Annotated in this window: 13 protein-coding genes; all 13 read left to right on the top strand. The window is 38.9% G+C overall.

The window, feature by feature from the left end:
- The first annotated feature begins 44 nt into the window (after positions 1-44).
- The 13 genes from IWC72_RS12810 (at position 45) to IWC72_RS12750 (ending at position 21,473) form a co-directional block, all read left to right on the top strand.
- Entirely contained in the window at positions 45-2,879 is a 2,835-nt protein-coding gene (locus IWC72_RS12810; protein WP_194526562.1) for a DUF1549 domain-containing protein, read from the top strand.
- Between the two features lie 7 nt (positions 2,880-2,886).
- The gene (locus IWC72_RS12805; protein WP_194526561.1) at positions 2,887-4,338 is read left to right on the top strand and encodes a DUF1501 domain-containing protein; all 1,452 of its coding nucleotides are present in this window, start codon (positions 2,887-2,889) and stop codon (positions 4,336-4,338) included.
- Between the two features lie 178 nt (positions 4,339-4,516).
- Positions 4,517-5,581 (top strand): 6-bladed beta-propeller, encoded by a 1,065-nt coding sequence (locus IWC72_RS12800; RefSeq protein ID WP_226979557.1) that lies wholly within the window; start codon positions 4,517-4,519, stop codon positions 5,579-5,581.
- Positions 5,582-5,693: 112 nt separating this feature from the next.
- Entirely contained in the window at positions 5,694-7,121 is a 1,428-nt protein-coding gene (locus tag IWC72_RS12795) for an arabinose isomerase (RefSeq protein WP_194526559.1), read from the top strand.
- A 26-nt stretch (positions 7,122-7,147) separates the two neighbouring features.
- Positions 7,148-8,209 (top strand): L-rhamnose/proton symporter RhaT, encoded by a 1,062-nt coding sequence (gene rhaT / locus IWC72_RS12790; RefSeq protein WP_194526558.1) that lies wholly within the window; start codon positions 7,148-7,150, stop codon positions 8,207-8,209.
- Positions 8,210-8,313: 104 nt separating this feature from the next.
- A complete protein-coding gene (locus IWC72_RS12785; RefSeq protein ID WP_194526557.1) occupies positions 8,314-11,316 on the top strand; it encodes a glycosyl hydrolase in 3,003 nt (1,000 codons plus the stop codon).
- A gap of 10 nt (positions 11,317-11,326) precedes the next feature.
- Positions 11,327-11,605 carry a sulfatase-like hydrolase/transferase gene (locus IWC72_RS20395; protein WP_194526556.1) on the top strand — a complete coding sequence of 93 codons (279 nt, stop codon included), beginning with the start codon at positions 11,327-11,329 and terminating at the stop codon, positions 11,603-11,605.
- Complete coding sequence (locus IWC72_RS12775) at positions 11,596-12,786, top strand: sulfatase family protein (RefSeq protein ID WP_262893481.1); 1,191 nt, start codon at positions 11,596-11,598, stop codon at positions 12,784-12,786. The genes IWC72_RS20395 and IWC72_RS12775 overlap by 10 nt, the downstream gene beginning before the upstream one ends.
- 434 nt (positions 12,787-13,220) lie before the next feature.
- Complete coding sequence (locus tag IWC72_RS12770; RefSeq protein ID WP_194526554.1) at positions 13,221-13,781, top strand: RNA polymerase sigma factor; 561 nt, start codon at positions 13,221-13,223, stop codon at positions 13,779-13,781.
- Between the two features lie 121 nt (positions 13,782-13,902).
- Positions 13,903-15,030, top strand: a complete 1,128-nt coding sequence (locus tag IWC72_RS12765) for a FecR family protein (RefSeq protein ID WP_194526553.1) — start codon at positions 13,903-13,905, stop codon at positions 15,028-15,030.
- Between the two features lie 91 nt (positions 15,031-15,121).
- Entirely contained in the window at positions 15,122-18,544 is a 3,423-nt protein-coding gene (locus IWC72_RS12760) for a SusC/RagA family TonB-linked outer membrane protein (RefSeq protein ID WP_194530011.1), read from the top strand.
- A 10-nt stretch (positions 18,545-18,554) separates the two neighbouring features.
- On the top strand, positions 18,555-20,069 hold the full coding sequence (locus IWC72_RS12755; RefSeq protein WP_194526551.1) for a RagB/SusD family nutrient uptake outer membrane protein: 1,515 nt from the start codon (positions 18,555-18,557) through the stop codon (positions 20,067-20,069).
- Between the two features lie 69 nt (positions 20,070-20,138).
- Positions 20,139-21,473 (top strand): sulfatase-like hydrolase/transferase, encoded by a 1,335-nt coding sequence (locus IWC72_RS12750; RefSeq protein WP_194526550.1) that lies wholly within the window; start codon positions 20,139-20,141, stop codon positions 21,471-21,473.
- Positions 21,474-21,483 lie beyond the last annotated feature (10 nt).

Genomic DNA, 21,483 nt, shown 5'->3' with positions numbered 1-21,483 from the left:
CGGAACATACATATGCAGCCTAAACAATAATAAGCAAGTCAACTATGGAAGATTTTAATTGGATACTTCAACTATTAGGAAGATTGCACCCTTTATTGGTGCATTTTCCTATTGGGTTATTGGTAGTCGCATTTCTTTTTGAAATGTCAACTGTGGGAGGAAAAAGAAAAGGACTTCGCACAGGAACCTACTGGATGATTTATGTGGGAGCCCTATTCTCTATTTTTTCAGCTTTTTTCGGTTGGATTTTACGAACACAAGAGGACTACAGTGGAGATTTAGTAGACAATCATCAATATACGGGTGTTGCTACTGCAATCTTGGCAAGTATCACTATTCTGATATTAAGGGCTACCTTAAAAGGGAGAATTTCTGATTTTCGTCTCTACAGGACTTCGCTTACATTGACCATTGTTGTGCTGACCATAGCCGGTCATTTAGGGGCGAACCTTACGCATGGAGAAGATTATCTTACCAGTATTTTACCAGGGAACAATGAAGGTTATGACAATACCAAGGGTCTAGCATTGCTGGCCGATTTAAAAGAATCCGATTCTTTAACCATAGAACAACTTGACAAATTAAATTTAGAAGTCAGGTCTATTTTAGCCCATAACTGTTACCAATGTCATAATGCGAACAAACAAAAAGGAAATCTGGTATTGGATAGTAAAGAAGGTATTTTTGCGGGCGGAGATTCAGGGAAAGTCATTGAAGATGGAAATCCTTTAAAAAGTGAACTGTACCGACGAATTTCACTTTCCCCGAATGATGATGAAGTTATGCCAAAAAAGGGTAAGGTTCTCAAGGACAATGAAATTTCATTGATAAAATTATGGATTAAAAATGGGGCTCACTGGTCAGATCAGACGCTAAAAGTTTTTCCCGAAGCAGAATTATCCCTTAAAATGCCAAAATTACCTGAGTCGAGCGAAATTAATCCCGTTGACAAATTAATAGACTCCTACTTTAATGATCACCACATAGTATGGCCCCAAGTTGTAGATGACAGAACCTTTGTACGACGTGCACATTTAGATATAATTGGATTACTTCCAACTCCAAAAACAGTTGCCGAATTTATCCAGGACACAAATTCAAACAAAAGAGAAGCTCTAATTGATACCTTATTAAACAATTCTCACAACTACACCCAACATTGGTTGAGTTTCTGGAACGATCTTTTGCGAAACGATTACAGTGGAACCGGATTTATAACAGGAGGAAGAAAACAAATTACCGATTGGTTGTATACCTCGTTGTTAAACAATAAGAGCTATGACCAAATGGTAAAAGAACTCGTTAACCCTACACAGGTCTCCGAGGGATTTATAAAAGGAATTCAATGGAGAGGTGTAGTCAATGCCAGCCAACGAACAGAAATGCAGGCTGCCCAAAATATTGGTCAATCCTTACTGGGAGTCAATGTAAAATGTGCTTCATGTCATAATAGCTTTGTAAGCAACCTTACCCTTGAACAGTCTTATGGTTTTGCTTCAATTTTTGCAGACTCTGTCCTCGAGTTGAACCGTTGTGACAAACCCATTGGAAAAATGGCTTCGGTAAATTTCCTTTATCCGGAATTAGGTAGCGTTGAAGCAGAAAGCGTTAAAGAAAGGTTGTTTAAGCTTTCCGAAGTAATGGTGAAACCAGAGAACGGGAGACTGTACCGCACGATAACCAATAGGTTTTGGGAACAGTTAATGGGCAGGGGTATTATAGAACCCTTAGACGAAATGGATAATGAACCATGGGATGCCAATTTACTAGATTGGTTAGCATCTGATTTTATAGACTCGAATTACAACCTTAAGCATCTTATCAAACAAATCATGATGTCAAAGGCATACCAGCTGTCAACGGTCAATTACAAAAATAGTGATGACATCAAATCAGCATATCAATTTAAAGGGCCTATACTCAAACGCATGAGTGCCGAACAGTTTTCCGATGCAGTTAGCCAACTCATAAAACCAGTATACACCTCGGTAGCCTATAATCCTGAAGGCAATGAACTACCTTCCTCCCGCATTTGGCATAAAGAAATGAAGTTTGACAGGGTCGTTCTTCCCGAACCGGGGAAAAGGTATTTCAGAAAAGAATTTACACTACCCCATACATCTATAGAAAGTGCAACAGTCTTAATCTCAGTAGACCACTCTTATACCCTTTATATAAATGATTCGAAATTGGCTCAAGGTTCAGATTGGGCACAAGTAGATAAACTAAGTATTCAAAAAACTTTAAAAAGCGGAAAGAATACAATTGCTATTGAAGGCATCAACGAGGGTAAGATTGCAAACCCTGCTGGAATACTCTTCTCCCTAAAGATTGTTTACACCAATGGTGACGAGACCATCATCAATTCTGATAATACCTGGAAAAGCACCTCCGATAAACCAGAAAAAAATTGGACCAGTTCCGATTATAACGATAGTAAGTGGGAAGCTGTACGTAATTACGGAGATTCAAATTGGGGCAATTTAATAGATTTCACATTTAAGAAGCGTAACGGTAAATTCGCCAGGGCAAGCCTTGTCGAACAACACCCGTTCATGAAAGCCCTTGGCAGACCTAGCAGGGAAAACGTTACTACCTCAAGAGACGAACAAGCCACACTATTGCAAGCTTTAGAACTCACCAATGGGGAGTTTTTCAACAACGTCTTGGGAGAAGGTGCAAAAATTTGGCTTGAAAAATACAACAAAGACAGTAGCATAATCGTGAATGAACTCTATTTACACGCCATGGGCAGAAAACCAACCGATCAAGAATTCGGAATAATGGTTTCTGCATTGGGTAACGACCCCAGCAAAGAAAAATTACAGGACTTGTTTTGGTCTACACTGATTTTACCGGAATTCCAATTCATAAATTAAATTGATTATGGATAAACAAAATGCACGTAGGGATTTTATTAAAAAAATGACAGCTGCAAGCTTGGCCGCATCGGCCACATCTATACCTTTAGCAAGCTTTTTAAGTTCTTGTACAAACCAGGTTCCTAAAATTACCTCTACTGCAGACACCGTTATTTTACTATGGATGGCAGGAGGTATGGCCCATACCGAAACTTTTGATCCCAAGACATACGTACCATATAACAAGGGTGTTGAAAGTAAAAGGATACTCAGTACTTTTCCTAAAATACCAACAGCAGTTGACGGGCTGGATTTTTCAGAAGGACTTGAATCTATTGCAGAAGTAATGGATAAAGGCGCAATTATTCGATCCTATAAATCAGCTGATCTTGGTCATATTTTACATACACGACATCAATACCATTGGCACACTTGTTATGAACCTCCACAATCTGTACAGGCCCCACATATAGGTGCGTGGATAGCAAAGGAATTAGGCCCCGTAAATCCCGTCATCCCTCCTTTCATTTCTATGGGACAACGCTTTACGATGGGAGAGGCCGAAGAGTTGAAAGCTTTTCATTCAGCTGGTTTTTTAGGAAGTGAATTTGGTCCATTTCTAATACCAGACCCTTCAACTGGGTTAGATAGCGTTAGACCTCCACAAGGTATGTCCTTAAAAAGATTTGAGGCTCGTTATAAACTTTATAAAGAGTTAGCCAACAAAAGCAGCATCATGGAAGATGGTAGCGATTATCAACGTGAATCACTAATGCGTTCTATGGAGTCTTCCTATCGTTTACTGAACTCTCCAGAAGCAAAAGTATTTGACCTTTCAGAAGAACCAAAAGAAGTTTACGATACCTACAACACGGGCAGATTTGGTTTGGGATGCCTCTTAGCGAAAAGGCTGGCTATGAATGGGGGTAGGTTTATTAGTGTCTCTACTGAGTATGAACCTTTTCTAGGGTGGGATACGCACGAAAATGGCCATACACGTACAGAAAAAATGAAAAAATTAGTGGATAGGCCAATTGCGCAATTGATAAAAGACCTAGATGAAAGTGGCCACTTAGACCGAACCCTCATTATTTTGGCAAGTGAATTTAGTCGTGATGCAATTATGGAAGGTAGACCTGGAGAACAAGTACAGGATCAAGTAAAGCAACCTGATATAATCGAAGATGAAAAGTTTTATGGCATGCACAGGCATTTTACGGACGGGAGCTCTATACTTATGTGGGGCGGTGGAATTGAAAAAGGGCTAGTGTACGGAAAAACAGCAGATGAAAGACCATGTTCCTCTATAGAAAACCCTGTGGTAATAGATCAAGTACACCAATCTATATATCACTCTTTAGGCATGCACCCGGAAACACACTACACTATAGAAGGCAGACCATTTTATACCACACCTGACGGACATGGTAAACCAATTTTAGATTTGTTCGGCAATCCAATTAATAAAAAATCCTAAAATATGAGTTGAGTTGGTTTTTTTGAGGCATGGGCCCAATGGCCCATGTTTCTTTTAGCACTTAAACCATATCAACCAGAAAATATTCAAATAGAGTCAGCAAAATAAATCTCTAAGGTACCTCTAACACCAATTCGCTTATTTCATGAAAAAAACAAAAACAAATCGAAGGACTTTTTTGAGCAAGACAGCCAAAGCTACCGCAGGTATTCTTGTCGTTCCTCATTTCTACATCAACCCGTCTAAACCTAAACTAACCGAAACAGTTATAGGTCATGGTGATTTCCGATACAAAGTACATAAAGAGTGGGGCAATCTAGACCCAAGCAAAACCCCGGTAAATAATTGTCACGAAATGGTTATGGATTCTAAGAACCGTTTAATTATGGTTGGGGACGACACACACAATAATGTATTGGTTTATGATAAGTCCGGAAAATTACTAGACTCATGGGGTATACGCTACAAGGGAGGACACGGTCTTTCCTTATGGAACGACGGTGAAGAAGATTTTCTTTTTATTTGCGACACCGATGGATCTATGGCAAAAACTAACTTAGACGGTAGAGAGTTAATGTTGTTAGGCCATCCCTCCGAATATGGAGCCTATAAAAAAGAGGATCCTTTTAAACCAACCGAAACCGCAATTGGCCCTAATGGTGATATTTATATTGCAGATGGCTACGGATCCCAGTATATACTACAATTTACCAAAGACGGAGAATTCATTCGTAAAATAGGAAATGGTCGTGGCACCGACAAAGACCAATTCCAAACCGCTCATGGTATTTGTATCGATTACAGGAATAAACACTCCCCCACCCTACTTATTACTTCACGCGCGAGCAATTCTTTTAAACGATTTACTCTAGACGGTAATTATTTAGAGGAAATTAATCTTCCCGGTGCTTTCGTTTGTCGTCCTGTTATACACCATCAAAACCTATATGCGGGGGTATGCTGGTCTTCAAAAATTGATTTTATTGAGGGAAACATGGATACGCACCCTACACGGACCAATCCTAATTCTGGTTTTGTCACCATTTTAGATATAAACAATAAGGTTGTTTCAAATCCTGGTGGCACGGCTCCCAACTATAACAATGGAAAATTACAAAGAATGATGCAGCAAGAGCCTGTTTTTTATCACTGTCACGATGTCTGTATCGACAATGATGACAATCTATATGTGTGCCAATGGAATGCCAATAACGCCTATCCCATAAAATTGGAAAGGGTTTGATTTTTTAAAAATAACATCATTATAAGGCTTGAATGAAGCTTATTCTAAATGAATTAAATTAAACAAAGAATAAAATTAAAAGCTTATTCAATTCGATCAAAACCAAACATTTATGACTCCAGAATTAAAGATAGGCCTCTTCGCAATCGGGTTGGATACCTATTGGGATCAGTTTAATGGTCTTAAAGAACGCCTAGAAAAATATAATTCAATCGTAGAAAATCAACTAAAAAAATCAGGCCACGACATTATCAACTTTGGACTTATAGATAATAGCTCTAGCGCCTTTGAGGCCGGCATTAAATTTAAGCAAGAAAGTGTAGACCTTATTTTTCTATATATAAGCACTTACGCTTTATCCTCTACTGTTTTACCAGTGGTACAAAAGGCAAAAGTACCTGTAATCATATTAAACCTAACCCCGGTCGATGCCATTGATTATAACGCTTTCAACCAGTTGAAGACCAGAAAAGATATGACCGGTGAATGGTTAGCGTATTGCTCTTCGTGTCCCGCTCCGGAAATCGCAAATGTTTTTAAAAGAGTAGGTATTCAATTTCACGAAGTTGTCGGTATTTTAGAAAATGACGATAAAACCTGGAATGAAGTCCAAGAGTGGGTAGATGCCGCATTCGTATCACACTCCATATCCAACAACAAATTAGGATGCATGGGCCATTACTACAGTGGTATGTTAGACATCTATACCGATTTAACTACTCAATATTCCGTATTTGGGGGACATATAGAACTTATTGAAGTAGATGAACTATCAGCATTGCGCCATAATGTATCGAGCAAATCCATCGAAGATAAAATACAAACCTTTTACGAGGCTTTCGATATTCAACGCGATTGTTTAGAAAGTGAAATAAGAAGGGCCGCGAGAACATCAGTTGCATTAGATACATTGGTCAATAAATACAATTTGGGTTCTATGGCCTACTACTATAAAGGCATCGAAGGTTCCGATAATTACGATACGCTCAGCTCTATCATTCTAGGAACTTCCCTACTTACAGGAAATGGTATTCCTGTAGCCGGCGAATATGAAATTAAGAATGCACAAGCCATGAAAATTATGGATTGTTTTGGTGCAGGCGGTTCTTTTACTGAATATTACGCATTGGATTTTAAGGAAGATGTGGTTCTTATGGGACACGACGGTCCTGGACATATTGCCATTGCCCAAGGTAAGACCAGGGTAAAGCCTCTTGAGGTCTACCACGGAAAAGTAGGTCAAGGGCTCTCTATAGAAATGACAGTCAAAAATGGTCCGATAACACTCCTTTCCGTTGTTGAGGATGGCAAAGGAAGTCTTTTGTTCTTAATTGCCGAAGGAGAATCGGTGGCCGGGCCTATATTGGAGATAGGAAATACCAATAGCCGCTATAAATTTTCTATTGGTGCCCGAAATTTTGTGCAACAATGGAACAGCCATGGACCAGCGCACCATTGTGCCGTGGGTGTGGGACATATCGCATCGAAAATAAAAAAACTCGCCTTACTTTTAAATATTGAGTGTATTAAAATTTGCTGAGGACAAACACTAATAAATCGTAAAACATGCAAACAGTATTAGGAGTATTTTTTCATCTAATCGGAGGGGTGGCGGCAGGAAGTTTTTACATGCCATATAAAAAAGTGGAGCGTTGGAATTGGGAAACCTATTGGCTTGTGGGCGGACTCTTTTCTTGGCTTATAATACCCCCTATCACGGCGTGGTTGACCCTGCCCGGTTTCTGGGAGTTAATTTGGAATATGCCCCCAGCTACATTGGGGTATATCATTTTGTTTGGATTGTTGTGGGGTATTGGCGGATTGACCTATGGCCTTGGTATTCGTTATTTGGGACTATCACTGGGAAATACCGTAATACTCGGTTTTTCCGCCGTATTTGGTGCCCTTGTCCCAACAATTTATTACGACTTTTTCCCTATAGAAGGAAAGACCACTTTTAACGAACTAATTTCCTCTACATGGGGGCAAGTCATTTTATTGGGCATTTTAATTTGTTTACTAGGAATTGCTATCTGCGGAAAAGCGGGTATGATGAAGGAAAAACAGTTACCCCAAAAAGAGCAATCAAAGACCAATAACGAGTTTAACTTATTCAAAGGGTTGGCTATTGGTCTATGCTCGGGAATTTTAAGTTCTTGTTTTAATTTTGGTATCGAGGCCGGTCAGTCTTTGTCCGAATCGGCCGTTGCGGCCGGTATGAATCCGTTATTTCAGAACAACGCCACCTTTGTGGTACTGTTATGGGGTGGCCTTACCTTAAATCTAATTTGGTGCATCTCACTTAATATTAGAAATAAAAGCTTTGGCGATTATTCAGACTTAAAAAAACCCTTGCGAAAAAACTATTTGTTATGCGCTCTGGCCGGAACAACCTGGTTCCTGCAATTCTTCTTCTATGGCATGGGCGAAAGTAAATTGGGAAATGGAGCTACAGGATGGGTGCTGCATATGTCTTGTATTATATTGGTAGGTAATATTTGGGGTATTGTACTAAAAGAATGGAAGGAGACGGGAAGTAGGGCAAAAATCACGGTAGGCACAGGCATTTTTGTGATTCTAATTTCCGTTGCCCTACTGGGCTATGGAAACTATTTACGTACCATTTGAAGTAGACTCAAATCAAACTAAAAAACAAGCTATAAAAGCAGTAATTCCCTACCAACAACAAGTCAATATTTATAGAAAAATCTTAGAATAAAATAGTGATTACAATGAATACCATTATTTCCAGAATACAACCATTAACCGTAGTATGCTTTATGTTGTATGCTACTTTCTTTTTCGGTCAACAAAACAATAAGAAATTATCTCTAAAAGAAGATTTTAAAAATCCGCCTTCTACATCCGCCCCTGGAGTCTATTGGTATTTTATGGATGGGAACCTCTCTCGTGAAGAAATGACGAAAGACCTCGAATCAATGAAAGAAGCTGGCATAAGTAACCTGATATTTCTTGAAGTCGGAATCGGAGTGCCCCGCGGCCCTGTAGATTTCATGAGTACCGAATGGCAAGACCTCTATGCACATGCGGTTAGGGAGGCCGAAAGATTAGGGATTAAAATTTTGTTAGGTGCAGGACCAGGATGGTGCGGCAGCGGTGGTCCTTGGGTCACACCAGAGGAGTCTATGAAACATTTGGTGTATAGCGAAACAGAAGTTAAAGGAAACAAAAAAATAAAAGTAAAGCTTCCTATACCCGAACAGAGAAGTACGCAATGGCACAACCTGAAAGACCCATATTACGAGGATTTTGCAGTTTATGCGATTCCCAACTCCGTAAAACCAACGATTAAGGATATAAACGAAAAAGCGCTTTATGAACGTGACCCTTATTCTTCAAAACCAAATGTAAAACCCTTCCTGCCAGACCCTATCGGTGGTTCAAATTTAGATGGTGGTAAAATCCTGGATCATGCCGATGTTATCAATATAACCTCGTTTATGGAACCGAACGGGAAGCTTGTCTGGAAAGCTCCTAAAGGAGATTGGACCATTATCCGTATGGGAAAGAGAGTAACGGGAGCAAGCACCCGTCCTTCTCCTGAACCTGTCATTGGTCTCGAAAGTAATAAAATGGATTCTGTTGCCTTTAAAAATCATCTGGCAAACTATACGGATATATTACTAGAAAAAACAGCTCCTAGAAAAGAAGATTCCGGTTGGACAGGTTTTCACATGGATAGTTGGGAAAGTGGGGCCCAAAATTGGACCGAAGGCATTGTTGAAGAGTTTATAAAACGTAGAGGCTACGACCCTGAACCCTATTTTCTAACCTATACCGGACGAACGGTAAAAAGTACGGAGATTACGGAACGATTCTTATGGGATTTACGTCAAACCTGTAAGGAACTGGTTTTGGAAAACCATGTTGAATTTGCCAAGAAATATGCGCATAGAAACGGTTTGGAATTAACCATTGAACCCTATGATATGAACCCGGCAGGTGACTTAGACCTAGGTGCCATTGCCGATGTTATCATGGCTGAATTTTGGAGCAAACGTTTCGGGTACGTCACTTGGTACGCAGTTTTAGAAGCCACTTCCATTTCTCATATAACCGGACGACCTATAGTAGGAGCAGAAGTATTCACCTCTAGCAACAAACAGGCTTGGCAAGAATACCCTTGGTCTATGAAGGACCAAAGTGATTGGGCTTTGGCTTTAGGTGTCAATCGCTTTATCTATCATACTTTTGCCCACAAGCCATTAGGTGATGAATACCGTCCAGGAATGACAATGGGACAATACGGTGTACACTGGGACAGAGGCCAGACCTGGTGGCCGATGGTACAGGCTTACCATAAGTACATTAATCGTTCTTCGCATATGATGCAACAAGGTCAGGCGGTTTCGGACATTCTATATCTCACACCAGAAGGTGCTCCAATGGTCTTTACCCCCCCTACTGATGCCCTAGAAGAAAATGGGGCCATTCCGGACAAGAAAGGATATGGTTTTGACGGCTGTTCTCCAAAAATGTTGATGGATAAAGCCTTAGTGGAGAATGGAAAAATAGTCTTTCCCGATGCCTCTTCCTATGAAATTATGGTCTTGCCCAACTTTCAATCAATGACACCGGCCTTACTCAAAAAAATTACTTCCTTGGTTGAACAGGGTGCAAAAATAATTGGTACTCCCCCAATAAAATCACCAAGTCTCACCAATTACCCAGAGAGCGACGATGAAGTAAAATTGATGGCACAAAATCTTTGGGGATCCATGCAAATACCTAACGAAAGACAAGACCGTAAGTTCGGGGAAGGAATGGTCTATTGGGGCGGAAATCTAACTGACCTTAATGCCGATGAGCTATATCCTAGCTACCTGAATACTACTGAACTTCTAGGGCAGATGAATATAACAGAAGATTTCTCATCTTCCAATGACCATATTCGATTTGGTCATCGCAAAACGGACGACCAAGACATCTACTTTGTTGCTAACCGAAAGGATGTTTTCCAAACTACCAAATGTTCATTTCGTGCAGAGGGGACTCCTGAACTTTGGATACCTACCACAGGTGAGACACGAATGATAACAGATTATTCAATAGAAAATGGTTTGACCATAATTCCTATGGAATTCTTTCCTTATGAGAGCTTCTTTATAACGTTCTCCAAAAATAGCAATGGCAAGAAAATTACCACCAGTAATGCTGGTAATTTTGAAAAATTAACCAACCTCATGACTTTGGAAGGTTCTTGGCAAGTTGCCTTTGACACCAAATATGGAGGACCTGAGAACATTGTATTTAATGAGCTTCAAGATTGGACATCCCATGAGAATAGGGGCATAAAGTATTATTCTGGCATTGCCACCTATAAAAAGACCTTTGAGATGGAAGGAATTGATGATAAAAAATATTTTATAGACCTCGGAAAGGTTAACGATATTGCACGAGTCAAGCTCAATGGCAAAGACTTAGGTGTTGTTTGGTGCGCCCCATGGAGAATTGAGGTTTCCAGTTCCTTACGAGAAGGTGCCAACGAATTGGAGATTGAAGTCGGCAACCGTTGGATTAACCGTTTATTGGGAGACCAGCAAGCACCAGATGCCAATGTGCGTAAGGTAAAATTCAATAACGGATTACTGGGGGAGAAAGAATTTACTACTGGCAGATATACATTTACCACAGAAGCCGCAATGCGTTCTTTTAAATTCAAGGAACCATTATCGTCTGGCCTGTTAGGACCCGTACAACTTATTAAAAATTAAAAACTTAGTAATGAATATTACGATTTTGTTATTATCTATTGTTATTTTTTTCCCACCAACCTTGCGTTCACAGGAAAAGAATAAGACAAAAAAACCAAACGTAGTTTACATTTTAACTGACCAATGGAGGGCTTCCGCTCTTGGTTACGCAGGAAACCCAGATGTAAAAACACCAAACCTAGATAAGTTCTCCAAAAAGGCTGTCAATTTTACCAATGCAGTATCTATTGCCCCAGTTTGTACCCCACATAGAGCCGCTTTGATGACCGGTCGACGGGTATGTTTCTAAACGATCTTCATTTACCCGAAGAAGAAATCTGCATGGCAGAGATTTTCAAAACTGCAGGCTATGATACAGGATACCTAGGAAAATGGCATTTAGACGGTCATGGAAGGTTGAATAACGTGGCCCCGGAAAGACGACAGGGTTTTGATTATTGGAAGGCCTTGGAGTGTTCCCACAATTATACCAAGATGCCCTATTACGAAAACCTAGATGCGCAGATGAAATACTGGGATGGCTTTTCTCCATTTGCCATTGCAGATGAGGCAAACAATTATATGGCAGAGCAGACTAAAAAAGACAATCCCCTTCTTTTATTTGTCTCTATAGCAACCCCACATTTCCCCCATAACAATGCCCCTCAAAAATATAAAGATTTATACCCCAAACCTGAATTAACGCTTGCACCCAACGTACCTGAAGAATGGAAAAACGCAGCCCTAAAAGAATTACAGGGTTATTATGCCCAATGCACAGTTTCTGACGAGGCCATTGGTAGTATTCTTAATAAAATTAAAGAATTGGATATATGGGAAAACACCATTATAGTCTTCTCGGCCGACCATGGTGAAATGATGGGATCCCATGGAGCTAGGCCTTTTGCCAAACAATTGGCATGGGATGAGTCTATTAAAGTTCCATTTTTGGTCAGTTATCCTTCTATTGGTAAAAATAGGGGAGCTATTATAAATGCCCCGATAAATACCCCCGATATTCTTCCTTCTCTTTTAGGCCTATCTGAAATTGATATACCATCAACTATTGAAGGACAAAATCTTTCATCCTTAATAAAGTCCCCAAACCCTGAGATTGATCGAACCGCCTTGGTTATGAGCGTCTGTCCTATTGCTGATGAATACATTTATCAAGAGTATAGGGCTATCCGAACAAAGCAATATACCTATGCTCGCACACTGGATAATGCCACAATGCTTTTTGATAATATTCAAGACCCATACCAAATGAATAACCTCATTAACAATGATAATTTTCAAAATCTTCATATAGAATTGGATGCTAAACTCAAAAAAAACCTTCAAGAAATAGGTGATGAAACTTTTAAGCATAGGGACTATTATTTAAAAAAATGGAATTTAAAACTGAGTGATAGGAATCATGCAATTGATTATTTCGGTTTTGAAGAGGGCAAAGGAGTCGTTCAAACACCTAGACTTACCCATAACTGAGAAATATTTTCATCACTTTTTTGGGAACAACATGGTTTAAAAAATTGCCTTTACAAACCTATTCTTGTCCTTCCTACAAATGGTAAAGACGTAAAAGGAAAAACCTACAGGGCCCGTTGATTTAACAGCTCCTGTATGTTTTTTGTTTTACACCCTCATGGCCAACCATGCAGTACAGTACAGGATACACTTTATTAGGTTATTATGTATACTTGATATGTCATTGAAACAAAATTCAATCCTTTGACTCATTGTTACAATTTTATTCCATAGACGATAAAATTTTGAACCCTATAGAATAGCAGCGACTTTATCGTTTTTTTTTTACACGGCATCGATTAAAAAATATGCTAGTTCAACTCAAACAATGGTATTATTAAAGATGATGGCAAAACCCACAACCAAGTTTTAGGCTAACTCATTTAATTATCAATTTGGACCTAGATAACTTCTTAACGGAAATACAGAACAAAAACCACTTTGTCTTTAAAAGGTTATTTGATGATATGTACCATGATTTGGTTACGTATGCAAATGGTTATTTGTTTGATATGGCTTCCAGTGAAGATGTAGTACAAGAAATTTTTGTGCGACTTTGGGAGAAATCAAATAAGATTGTCCTTAAAACAAACCTAAAAGCCTATTTGTACGCTATGGTGCGAAATAAATGTTTGAATAGGTTAAAAAAATTAAAAATTACCGATAATTCTAATATTTTAGACAGACAAATTTCGTTTGCATTTGATCAAGAACCAGATTGGTTCACTGAACAAGAAAAGGAAATTCGGAATCAACAAGCTTTATGTATCATAGAGAATTTACCTCTGAGAATGCGTTCTATCGTTGAACTACGTTTTAGAGACAATTATCGCTATAAAGAAATAGCCGAGGAATTAAATGTTTCCATAAATACTGTAAAGACCCAATTAAAAAGGGCCAAGGCCAAATTAGGTGAACTTACCGCCTCTATAACAGTTCTATTATTATTTCTTTAGAAAAACTTCTTTAAAACATCATATCCATATATATATCTGTAGTATAATTTAATTTTTTGCATTTTTTTGTCACCCATTTTGAGAATTTGATTGTCTTACAAGTATAAGCAATCAAACATCAATGGATTTCAAACTCATAATAAAGAAAATTAACAACACCCTAACCGCAGAGGAAAGTAAAATTTTCGAAGCGTGGCACAATGAATCCGAAGTTCATCGAAACTACTTTGATAGGGTCAAAAATAATTATTCAAAAGGAGCTGATATAGTCGATGTTAAAAAAGGATGGACCAATGTTTCTGCCAAGATAAAAGAAAAGCGTTATTCTTCTTATAAATATGCAGCTGCCATCGTCTTACTTTTTTCAACCATCCTTACTTGGTATTGGAATACCGAAAATATCCGAACAACGCCTCCCATAAAATCAACCGTAATCCATAAAAAACAGGATCATATTGGTTCGGATAAAGCCACACTTACCTTAGAAGACGGATCAGAAGTACTTTTAGAGAGAGGGAAAAGTTTTGAAACTAACAAAGCGTCAAGTAATGGGGAACAGTTAGTCTACAATAAAAATAGATCTCCAGAGAAAATCACAGGTAAAAATACACTTACTATCCCTAGAGGAGGCCAATTTTTCCTAATTCTTAACGATGGAACCAAAGTATGGGTCAACTCTGGAACACAAATAAAATATCCTGTAGCCTTTGCCGCTAACAAACCCAGAGAAATAGAATTGGTACATGGCGAAGCCTATTTTGATGTGTCCCCGAGTACAGAACACAATGGTTCTCACTTTATCATAAAAACCGAAGGCCAGAAAATAGAAGTTTTGGGCACGGAGTTCAACATTAAGGCCTATGATGACGATGACCATATATCCACAACTTTAGTAGAAGGCAAGGTCTTGGTTAAAAACGGACATGATTCAAAGAACCTTACTCCCGGCCATCAATCAAAAATCGACCGTAGCACAAATAAACTAGTCGTTTCTGCGGTAGATGTATACAATGAAATATCATGGAAAGATGGACTTTTCAGCTTCAAGAACCAATCGTTAGAAGATATTATGAAAGTGCTTTCTCGCTGGTATGACGTTGATGTAGCCTTTGAAAATAAAAGTATTAAAAAGTTGACCTTCAATGGCATCTTTAGAAAAAACCTAAAACTGGACCAAATATTAAAAATCATTCAGAACACCAACGAAGTTAATTACGAAATAAAAGGAAAAACCATCACTATGAAGTAAATCTTAAAAAAGGGAATGGAGTCTAGATCTGGAAAATTTAAATCTCCACCCCCAGTATCATTAATTAAAAAATTAACTAACATTCAAATTTATGAAAACTAAACCAAATGGGACTCCCCTTGGCTATGTCAAGTCATCCCTACTTTTAACTATGAAAATTTTCATCTTTTTCTTTTCGGTCCTTTCATTCGGGTTTACCGCAGAAAAAGGATTTTCACAAAACAAAAAGATTACGTTTACCGAAGATGCTAAGCTTTCCATCGAAGAAGTGCTCGAGGTTGTTAAAAAGCAGACAGATTACAATTTTATATATCGATCAAACTTATTCGTCGGTAGTCCGTTGGTCCAAGTTAAAAAAGGTACTGTCAAAGTTGGAGATTTGCTTAAGAGGTGTGCTACCTTAACTGACCTTGAGTTCAAATTTGACGATAGCGGATCTATCCTCTTACAGAGAAAAATAAAAGCTGTCCCTAACAAAATAATGCAACTGTCCATTACCGGTACTGTAATAGACAAAGGTGGCATGCCCTTACCAGGTGCTAACATTGTGGAAAAAGGCACTACTAATGGCGTTACAGCAGATTTTGACGGAAAATTTTCTATTACAACATCTAATAAAGATGCCGTTCTTGTGGTCTCCTATATAGGATTCGCCACAAAAGAAATCTCCATTAACGGTCAAACAAATGTTGTAATAACTCTAGAAGAGAGTGCTGCAGGTTTGGAGGAAGTTGTGGTGGTAGGGTATGGTTCGCAAAGTAAAAAAAAGATTACCTCTGCCGTCTCCGAAGTTGATATGGGCGGTGTACAAGACATGCCTAACTCTACTTCAGGACAAGTTCTGCAAGGTAGGGTTTCCGGGGTTACGATTAGTGAAAGCAATGGTTCTCCAGGGGCATCACCCAGTATTAGGGTACGTGGTATTAGCTCTATTAATGCGGGGATAGAACCCTTGGTGGTTATAGATGGCTTTCCGGTAGGCAATGGTATACCTCAGAGTCTTAACCCAAACGATATTGAAAAAATCACGGTTCTCAAAGATGCCGCATCCACCTCTATTTATGGAGCAAGGGGAACTAACGGTGTGGTTTTAATACAAACGCTAAAGGCTAAAGAAACAAGAAGTGAATTTTCCTATAGTGGGTCTAGCGGATTTCAGTCCGTACCTAACAATTGGCGCCCTCAAACACTGAATGCGCAAGATTATGCGCAATACAATATAGAACGAATTCAGGAGATTAATGAAAGAAGCGGAAACAACAGTCCAGTTCCTCAAATCTATCTGGATGCGCTTAACAACTCTCAAAATAGTGGTACCGATTGGCAAGATTTACTAATGCGCAGCGCCCTTTTTCAAGACCACAATCTTACATTTAGAGGAGGTAACAACAAATTTAAAGGCGTAGTTTCTGCCGGGTATTTGAACCAAGAAGGTGTTTTACTCAATACTGATTTTTCTAGGTTATCACTAAGGGCAAATGCTGATGCGACCATTAATGATTGGTTAAAGGCAGGAACCAATATGTTCGTTTCCTACTCTAACAATAATTCAATTCCGGAAAACGGGTCTCGCGGGGTTCTAATGAAGGCCATTACAGCAAGCCCATTACAGTCTCCATATGACGAAACAGGGGAACTGAAACCCTATATACCCGCAGATTCACCAGGCTACTTTGCCTATGCAAATCCGATATTCCAAGCGGAGTCCCTTACTAATAATAGGGTAGAAAGAGATATAAACGCGAGTTTCAACCTAGATATGCAAATTCTTCCAGGCTTGCATTACAAGCCTCAAATTTATGGAAGATTGTTAACCCGAGAAGTTAACACATTCACCCCAAGTAGTATTGGTAGACATGCCATTGGTAATGCTTCCAATCTGGCTCCAGGAGCACCCCCTTTTGTAAATTCAGGTGCAAATCAAAAGAGTGACATTACCAATTGGGGCATTGACAATCTTTTGTCTTATGATGTTACTATTCAAAACCATTCACTCAGTGCCTTATTAGGCTACACTGCCCAAAAACAAACTGGCGAACTCTCGACTATCAACGCCACCGGTTTCCCTAGTGATGTAACCCTAAATTACTTAGAGGCGGCCGAAGTATCAGCGGCAATTACTGATTTCACCAATTGGTCGTTAGCAGCTTATTTTGCTCGTTTCAGCTACGACTACAAATCAAAATACTTAGCGGAAATTAATTTTAGAAGAGAGGGGTCGTCTAGGTTTGGGAATAATAATAAATACGGTAATTTCCCTTCCGCATCGGTAGGTTGGAGAATCTCCGAAGAACAGTTCTTTCCCCAAGAATTTCTAATGAACGAGCTTAAATTAAGAGCAAGCTACGGGATAACAGGTAACTCCGCCATTGGCGATTTTGACCGATTTGGCACCATCATTTCCACTCCAAACCTAAATAATCTTGACAACAATTTCAATTACGTATTGAACGATAATATACAAGTTGGTAAATCATTGACCTCACTAGGATCGAACAATCTAAAATGGGAAACTAGCAAACAATTAGACTTGGGGCTTTCTATGGGCTTCTTTAATGATGCCATTACCTTAAATGCCAGTTATTTTGAAAAAACTACCGAAGATATGCTCTTCAACTTGTCAATACCAAAAGCATCAGGTTTTTCTTCAACTAGAACCAATATTGGAGAGATGGTAAACAAAGGGGTTGACCTTGAGTTGGGGGGACGAGTAAATAGTGGTGATTTTTCCTGGAGTAGCAATTTGAACTTATCATTCATTAAAAATGAAGTTACCTATCTTCCTGAAGAAATCTCTCAGATTATATCTACATGGAATATCACCCAAGTAGGATTACCAGTAGGCTCTTTAAGAGGATATGTTATTGATGGAATTTTTAATACCCAAGAACAATTAGACGACCCCAATCTACACGGATGGCCAGGGGCCAAACAGTTAGGAGCCTATATTTATCGGGATGTAGATGGAGATGGGGTTATTAGTGGTCTTGACAGGGACCATATTGGAAATCCACACCCCAAAACAATTTTAGGCTTTAATAATGTTTTCAACTATAAAAATTTCTCTTTATCCATATTGGCCACAGGTGCTTTTGGTTATGAAATTATTCCACAACTGAACGAAGTTCTTTATAATGAAAAAGGACGTTGGAACGTAAGTTCTGAATTCTTGAACAGGTGGCGATCTACGGAAGACCCTGGTAACGGGTTAATACCCGCTATACACTATCCAGGGCAACACGCCGCATCTAACCTTTGGCTAGAGAAGGGTGACCATTTATGGATTAAAAATGTGAGTATGGGCTATCAAATACCCGATTCTATTTTAGAAAATGTATTCATCAAAAGTCTCCGATTTAATTTCAGTGTTCAGAATTTAGCAAAATTCACCAGTTATTCTGGCTGGAACCCACAAGTGAGCAACTTTGGTAACAACCCACAAAGACTAGGGGTTGATGACTTTTCCTATCCAATAAACCGAACCTACACCCTAGGTGTCAACATTAACTTCTAAAACATTTGAGATGAAAAAATATAATTTGATTAAATCGACATATATCTTATACGTTGCTACTATTTTATTTTTTACTGGTTGTAGCGATGAGTTTTTGGAGGTTACTCCCAATCATTATTTAACCGAAGGTAACTTCTATCAAACTGAAGAGGACTTTAATCAAGCTGTTCTTGGAGTGTATGGAAGTTTGCAAGATTATGTATTGACAGCGCATTTTCTTGAAGAAGGCCGATCGGACAATACAACATACGACAATCTTTTAGATCAAGGTTCTTTGGGCGGAGGTAGACAATATGGCTTTTTGGATCAATTTAAAATGACCTCGGATGCTGGACCTATTGCAGATGCTTGGAATAATATATATAGTGCTATCAAAGACTGTAACGTTACATTAGATAATTTAAGCAAAGCGGATATAGACCCTACTTTGGCAAAAAGGTCAGAAGCGGAACTTCGTTTTTTTAGAGCTTTCTATCACTTTGTAGCTGTGAGATATTGGGGCGATATACCCCTGCTTATAGCCCCAATAAATTCTGCCGAGGAAGCTTTTGCCCTACAAAGAAACCCCGCCTCGGAAGTATACGACGCAATTATTGAAGACGCTGAATTTGCAATTTCCAATCTACCGCTAAATTATTCGGGCAATGATATTGGTAGGATAACACAAGGGGCGGCTAGAATGCTTTTAGCCAAAGTGCTATTGACTAGTAAAGATTATTCCGGCACGGTCCAACAACTTAATACAATCATTTCATCAAATCAATACGCACTCCTCACGGATTACGCAGCAATTTTTGATCCTGCCAATAAAAATCATAATGAATCTATTTTTGAAATTCAATTTAAAGAAGGTGCTGAAGGCGAATCCAGTAATTTTATATATCAATTCGCTCCCGTAGGATCAAGAGGGGTAGTCTTTTTAGGACCTGAAAGTGGACCTGGAAGAAATATTCCTACTACCGATATGATAGAAGCCTATGAGCCTAATGATTTAAGAAAAGATATATCAGTAGCTTACTTTGATAGAAATCCGAGTCCATTGTATTATATTAACAAATACAACCATGATACGGACCCAGATTTTTCGCGCACACCCAACAATTGGCCATTGTACCGCTATGCCGACGTACTTTTAATGTTGGCAGAAGCTATAAACGAACAAAGTTACCAGACAGGCGCTCCATTTAACTTACTGAATATGGTAAGAACCCGAGCAGGGTTGACAGAATTAACCTCTACGGACGTACCGGACCAAGAATCATTTAGAAACGCAATAGCCCAAGAGAGAAGAGTTGAACTTGCATTTGAAAACCATCGTTGGTTTGACCTGTTGAGAACCGATGAGGCTATTGAGACTATTACAGCTTTTGGAATCAAGGAAAAAGCCAATCCTACTTTGACTCCTCCAGACTTTATAGCATATGGTCCTGAATCTTTTGCCATAACCCAAGAAAAATTATTGTACCCCATCCCTAACAACGAGTTAGACTTAAATCCTAATCTTACACAAAATCCAGGCTATTAATTCTTGAAGGAAAATTTAAATTTTCATTTGGGTGGAACATACAAGTAACAATATAAAGCAAAAAACAAAATGAAAAATGCAACACTGCTAACATCAATAATATTAGCAATAATTTGTTTAACTTCTTGCAAAGAAGTTAAACAAGTTTCAAAGGAAAAAACAACAGAAAAACTTCCCAATATAGTTTTTATTTTATCCGATGATCAGGCTTGGACCGACTACGGATTCATGGGACATAAATTCATTAAAACTCCCAACCTAGATAAGCTTGCAGCTGAAAGTAGGACTTTTACCCGTGGCTACGTACCCACATCCTTATGCTCACCATCACTTGCATCCATTATAACCGGGGTTTATCCAAGAGACCATATGGTGTTAGGCAATGACAGGGTCTTACCTGACAATGTTGTCGAGAACAATAGAGCCTGGGACATGCCTTGGAGATCTGAAAACTATGAACACGTTATCCGAAACTTTAAAAAGCTGGAAACCTTACCAAAAATACTGAAGGACAAAGGTTATCTATCATTTCAAACCGGAAAATGGTGGATAGGTAACTATGCCAATGGGGGGTTTGATTATGGTATGACCCATGGGGATCCTAATCGGGGGGGCAGACATGGCGACTATGGACTTGAAATAGGGCGAAAAGGCATGGACACTCTATATAGTTATATTGACTTGGCCCTGGAAAAAAAGAAACCTTTTTTTGCTTGGTACGCTCCATTTCTACCTCATTCACCACACAATCCACCAGAGAGTCTGTTACAAAAGTATCGTAAGAGTGCGCCATCTGAGTATGTTGCCAAATACTGGGCTATGTGCGAATGGTTCGATAATACCTGTGGAGACTTAATGAACTATATTGACGAAAAAGGGGAAACGGAAAATACATTGTTTGTTTACGTTTGTGACAATGGATGGGTACAAAATGAGAACGATGCCAACTACAACCCAATTTCTAAACAAGCACCATACGATTACGGTCTGAGAACCCCGATTATGTTCAAATGGAAAGGGAAAATCATGCCCTTCCATGACGACCGTTCATTAGTTAGCAGTTTAGATATGGTTCCCACGGTTTTGGCTTTATTGGGTATTGAACGCCCTAATGCCCTTGACGGCATAAACGTTTTAGATAAAAATGAACTTGAAAACCGAGAAGCCATTTTTGGAGAGATATACAATCATGATTTTAATACCGTAGAAGAAAGTCTAAAGTATAAAATGGTAATGACAGATCCTTACAAGCTAATCGTACCCAATTCCAAAAATAGACCTAACGAACAAGTGCAATTGTTCAATATTTATGAAGACCCATTAGAGCAGACAGATATAGCCAACAAAAAACCTTCCGTAGTTAAAGCCTTAAAGAAAAAAATAGAAGAATCTTGGAAAAAATGAATACCAATTT

Origin of the sequence: Zobellia roscoffensis, from assembly GCF_015330165.1 — a bacterium.
Taxonomy (GTDB): Bacteria; Bacteroidota; Bacteroidia; order Flavobacteriales; family Flavobacteriaceae; genus Zobellia; species Zobellia roscoffensis.
This window is presented reverse-complemented; position numbering and strand designations above follow the sequence as displayed.

Coding starts and splice junctions, on each gene's coding strand:
- IWC72_RS12810 (WP_194526562.1), top strand. CDS start 45: ATGGAAGATTTTAATTGGATACTTCAACTATTAGGAAGATTGCACCCT.
- IWC72_RS12805 (WP_194526561.1), top strand. CDS start 2,887: ATGGATAAACAAAATGCACGTAGGGATTTTATTAAAAAAATGACAGCT.
- IWC72_RS12795 (WP_194526559.1), top strand. CDS start 5,694: ATGACTCCAGAATTAAAGATAGGCCTCTTCGCAATCGGGTTGGATACC.
- rhaT (WP_194526558.1), top strand. CDS start 7,148: ATGCAAACAGTATTAGGAGTATTTTTTCATCTAATCGGAGGGGTGGCG.
- IWC72_RS12785 (WP_194526557.1), top strand. CDS start 8,314: ATGAATACCATTATTTCCAGAATACAACCATTAACCGTAGTATGCTTT.
- IWC72_RS20395 (WP_194526556.1), top strand. CDS start 11,327: ATGAATATTACGATTTTGTTATTATCTATTGTTATTTTTTTCCCACCA.
- IWC72_RS12775 (WP_262893481.1), top strand. CDS start 11,596: ATGTTTCTAAACGATCTTCATTTACCCGAAGAAGAAATCTGCATGGCA.
- IWC72_RS12765 (WP_194526553.1), top strand. CDS start 13,903: ATGGATTTCAAACTCATAATAAAGAAAATTAACAACACCCTAACCGCA.
- IWC72_RS12760 (WP_194530011.1), top strand. CDS start 15,122: ATGAAAACTAAACCAAATGGGACTCCCCTTGGCTATGTCAAGTCATCC.
- IWC72_RS12755 (WP_194526551.1), top strand. CDS start 18,555: ATGAAAAAATATAATTTGATTAAATCGACATATATCTTATACGTTGCT.
- IWC72_RS12750 (WP_194526550.1), top strand. CDS start 20,139: ATGAAAAATGCAACACTGCTAACATCAATAATATTAGCAATAATTTGT.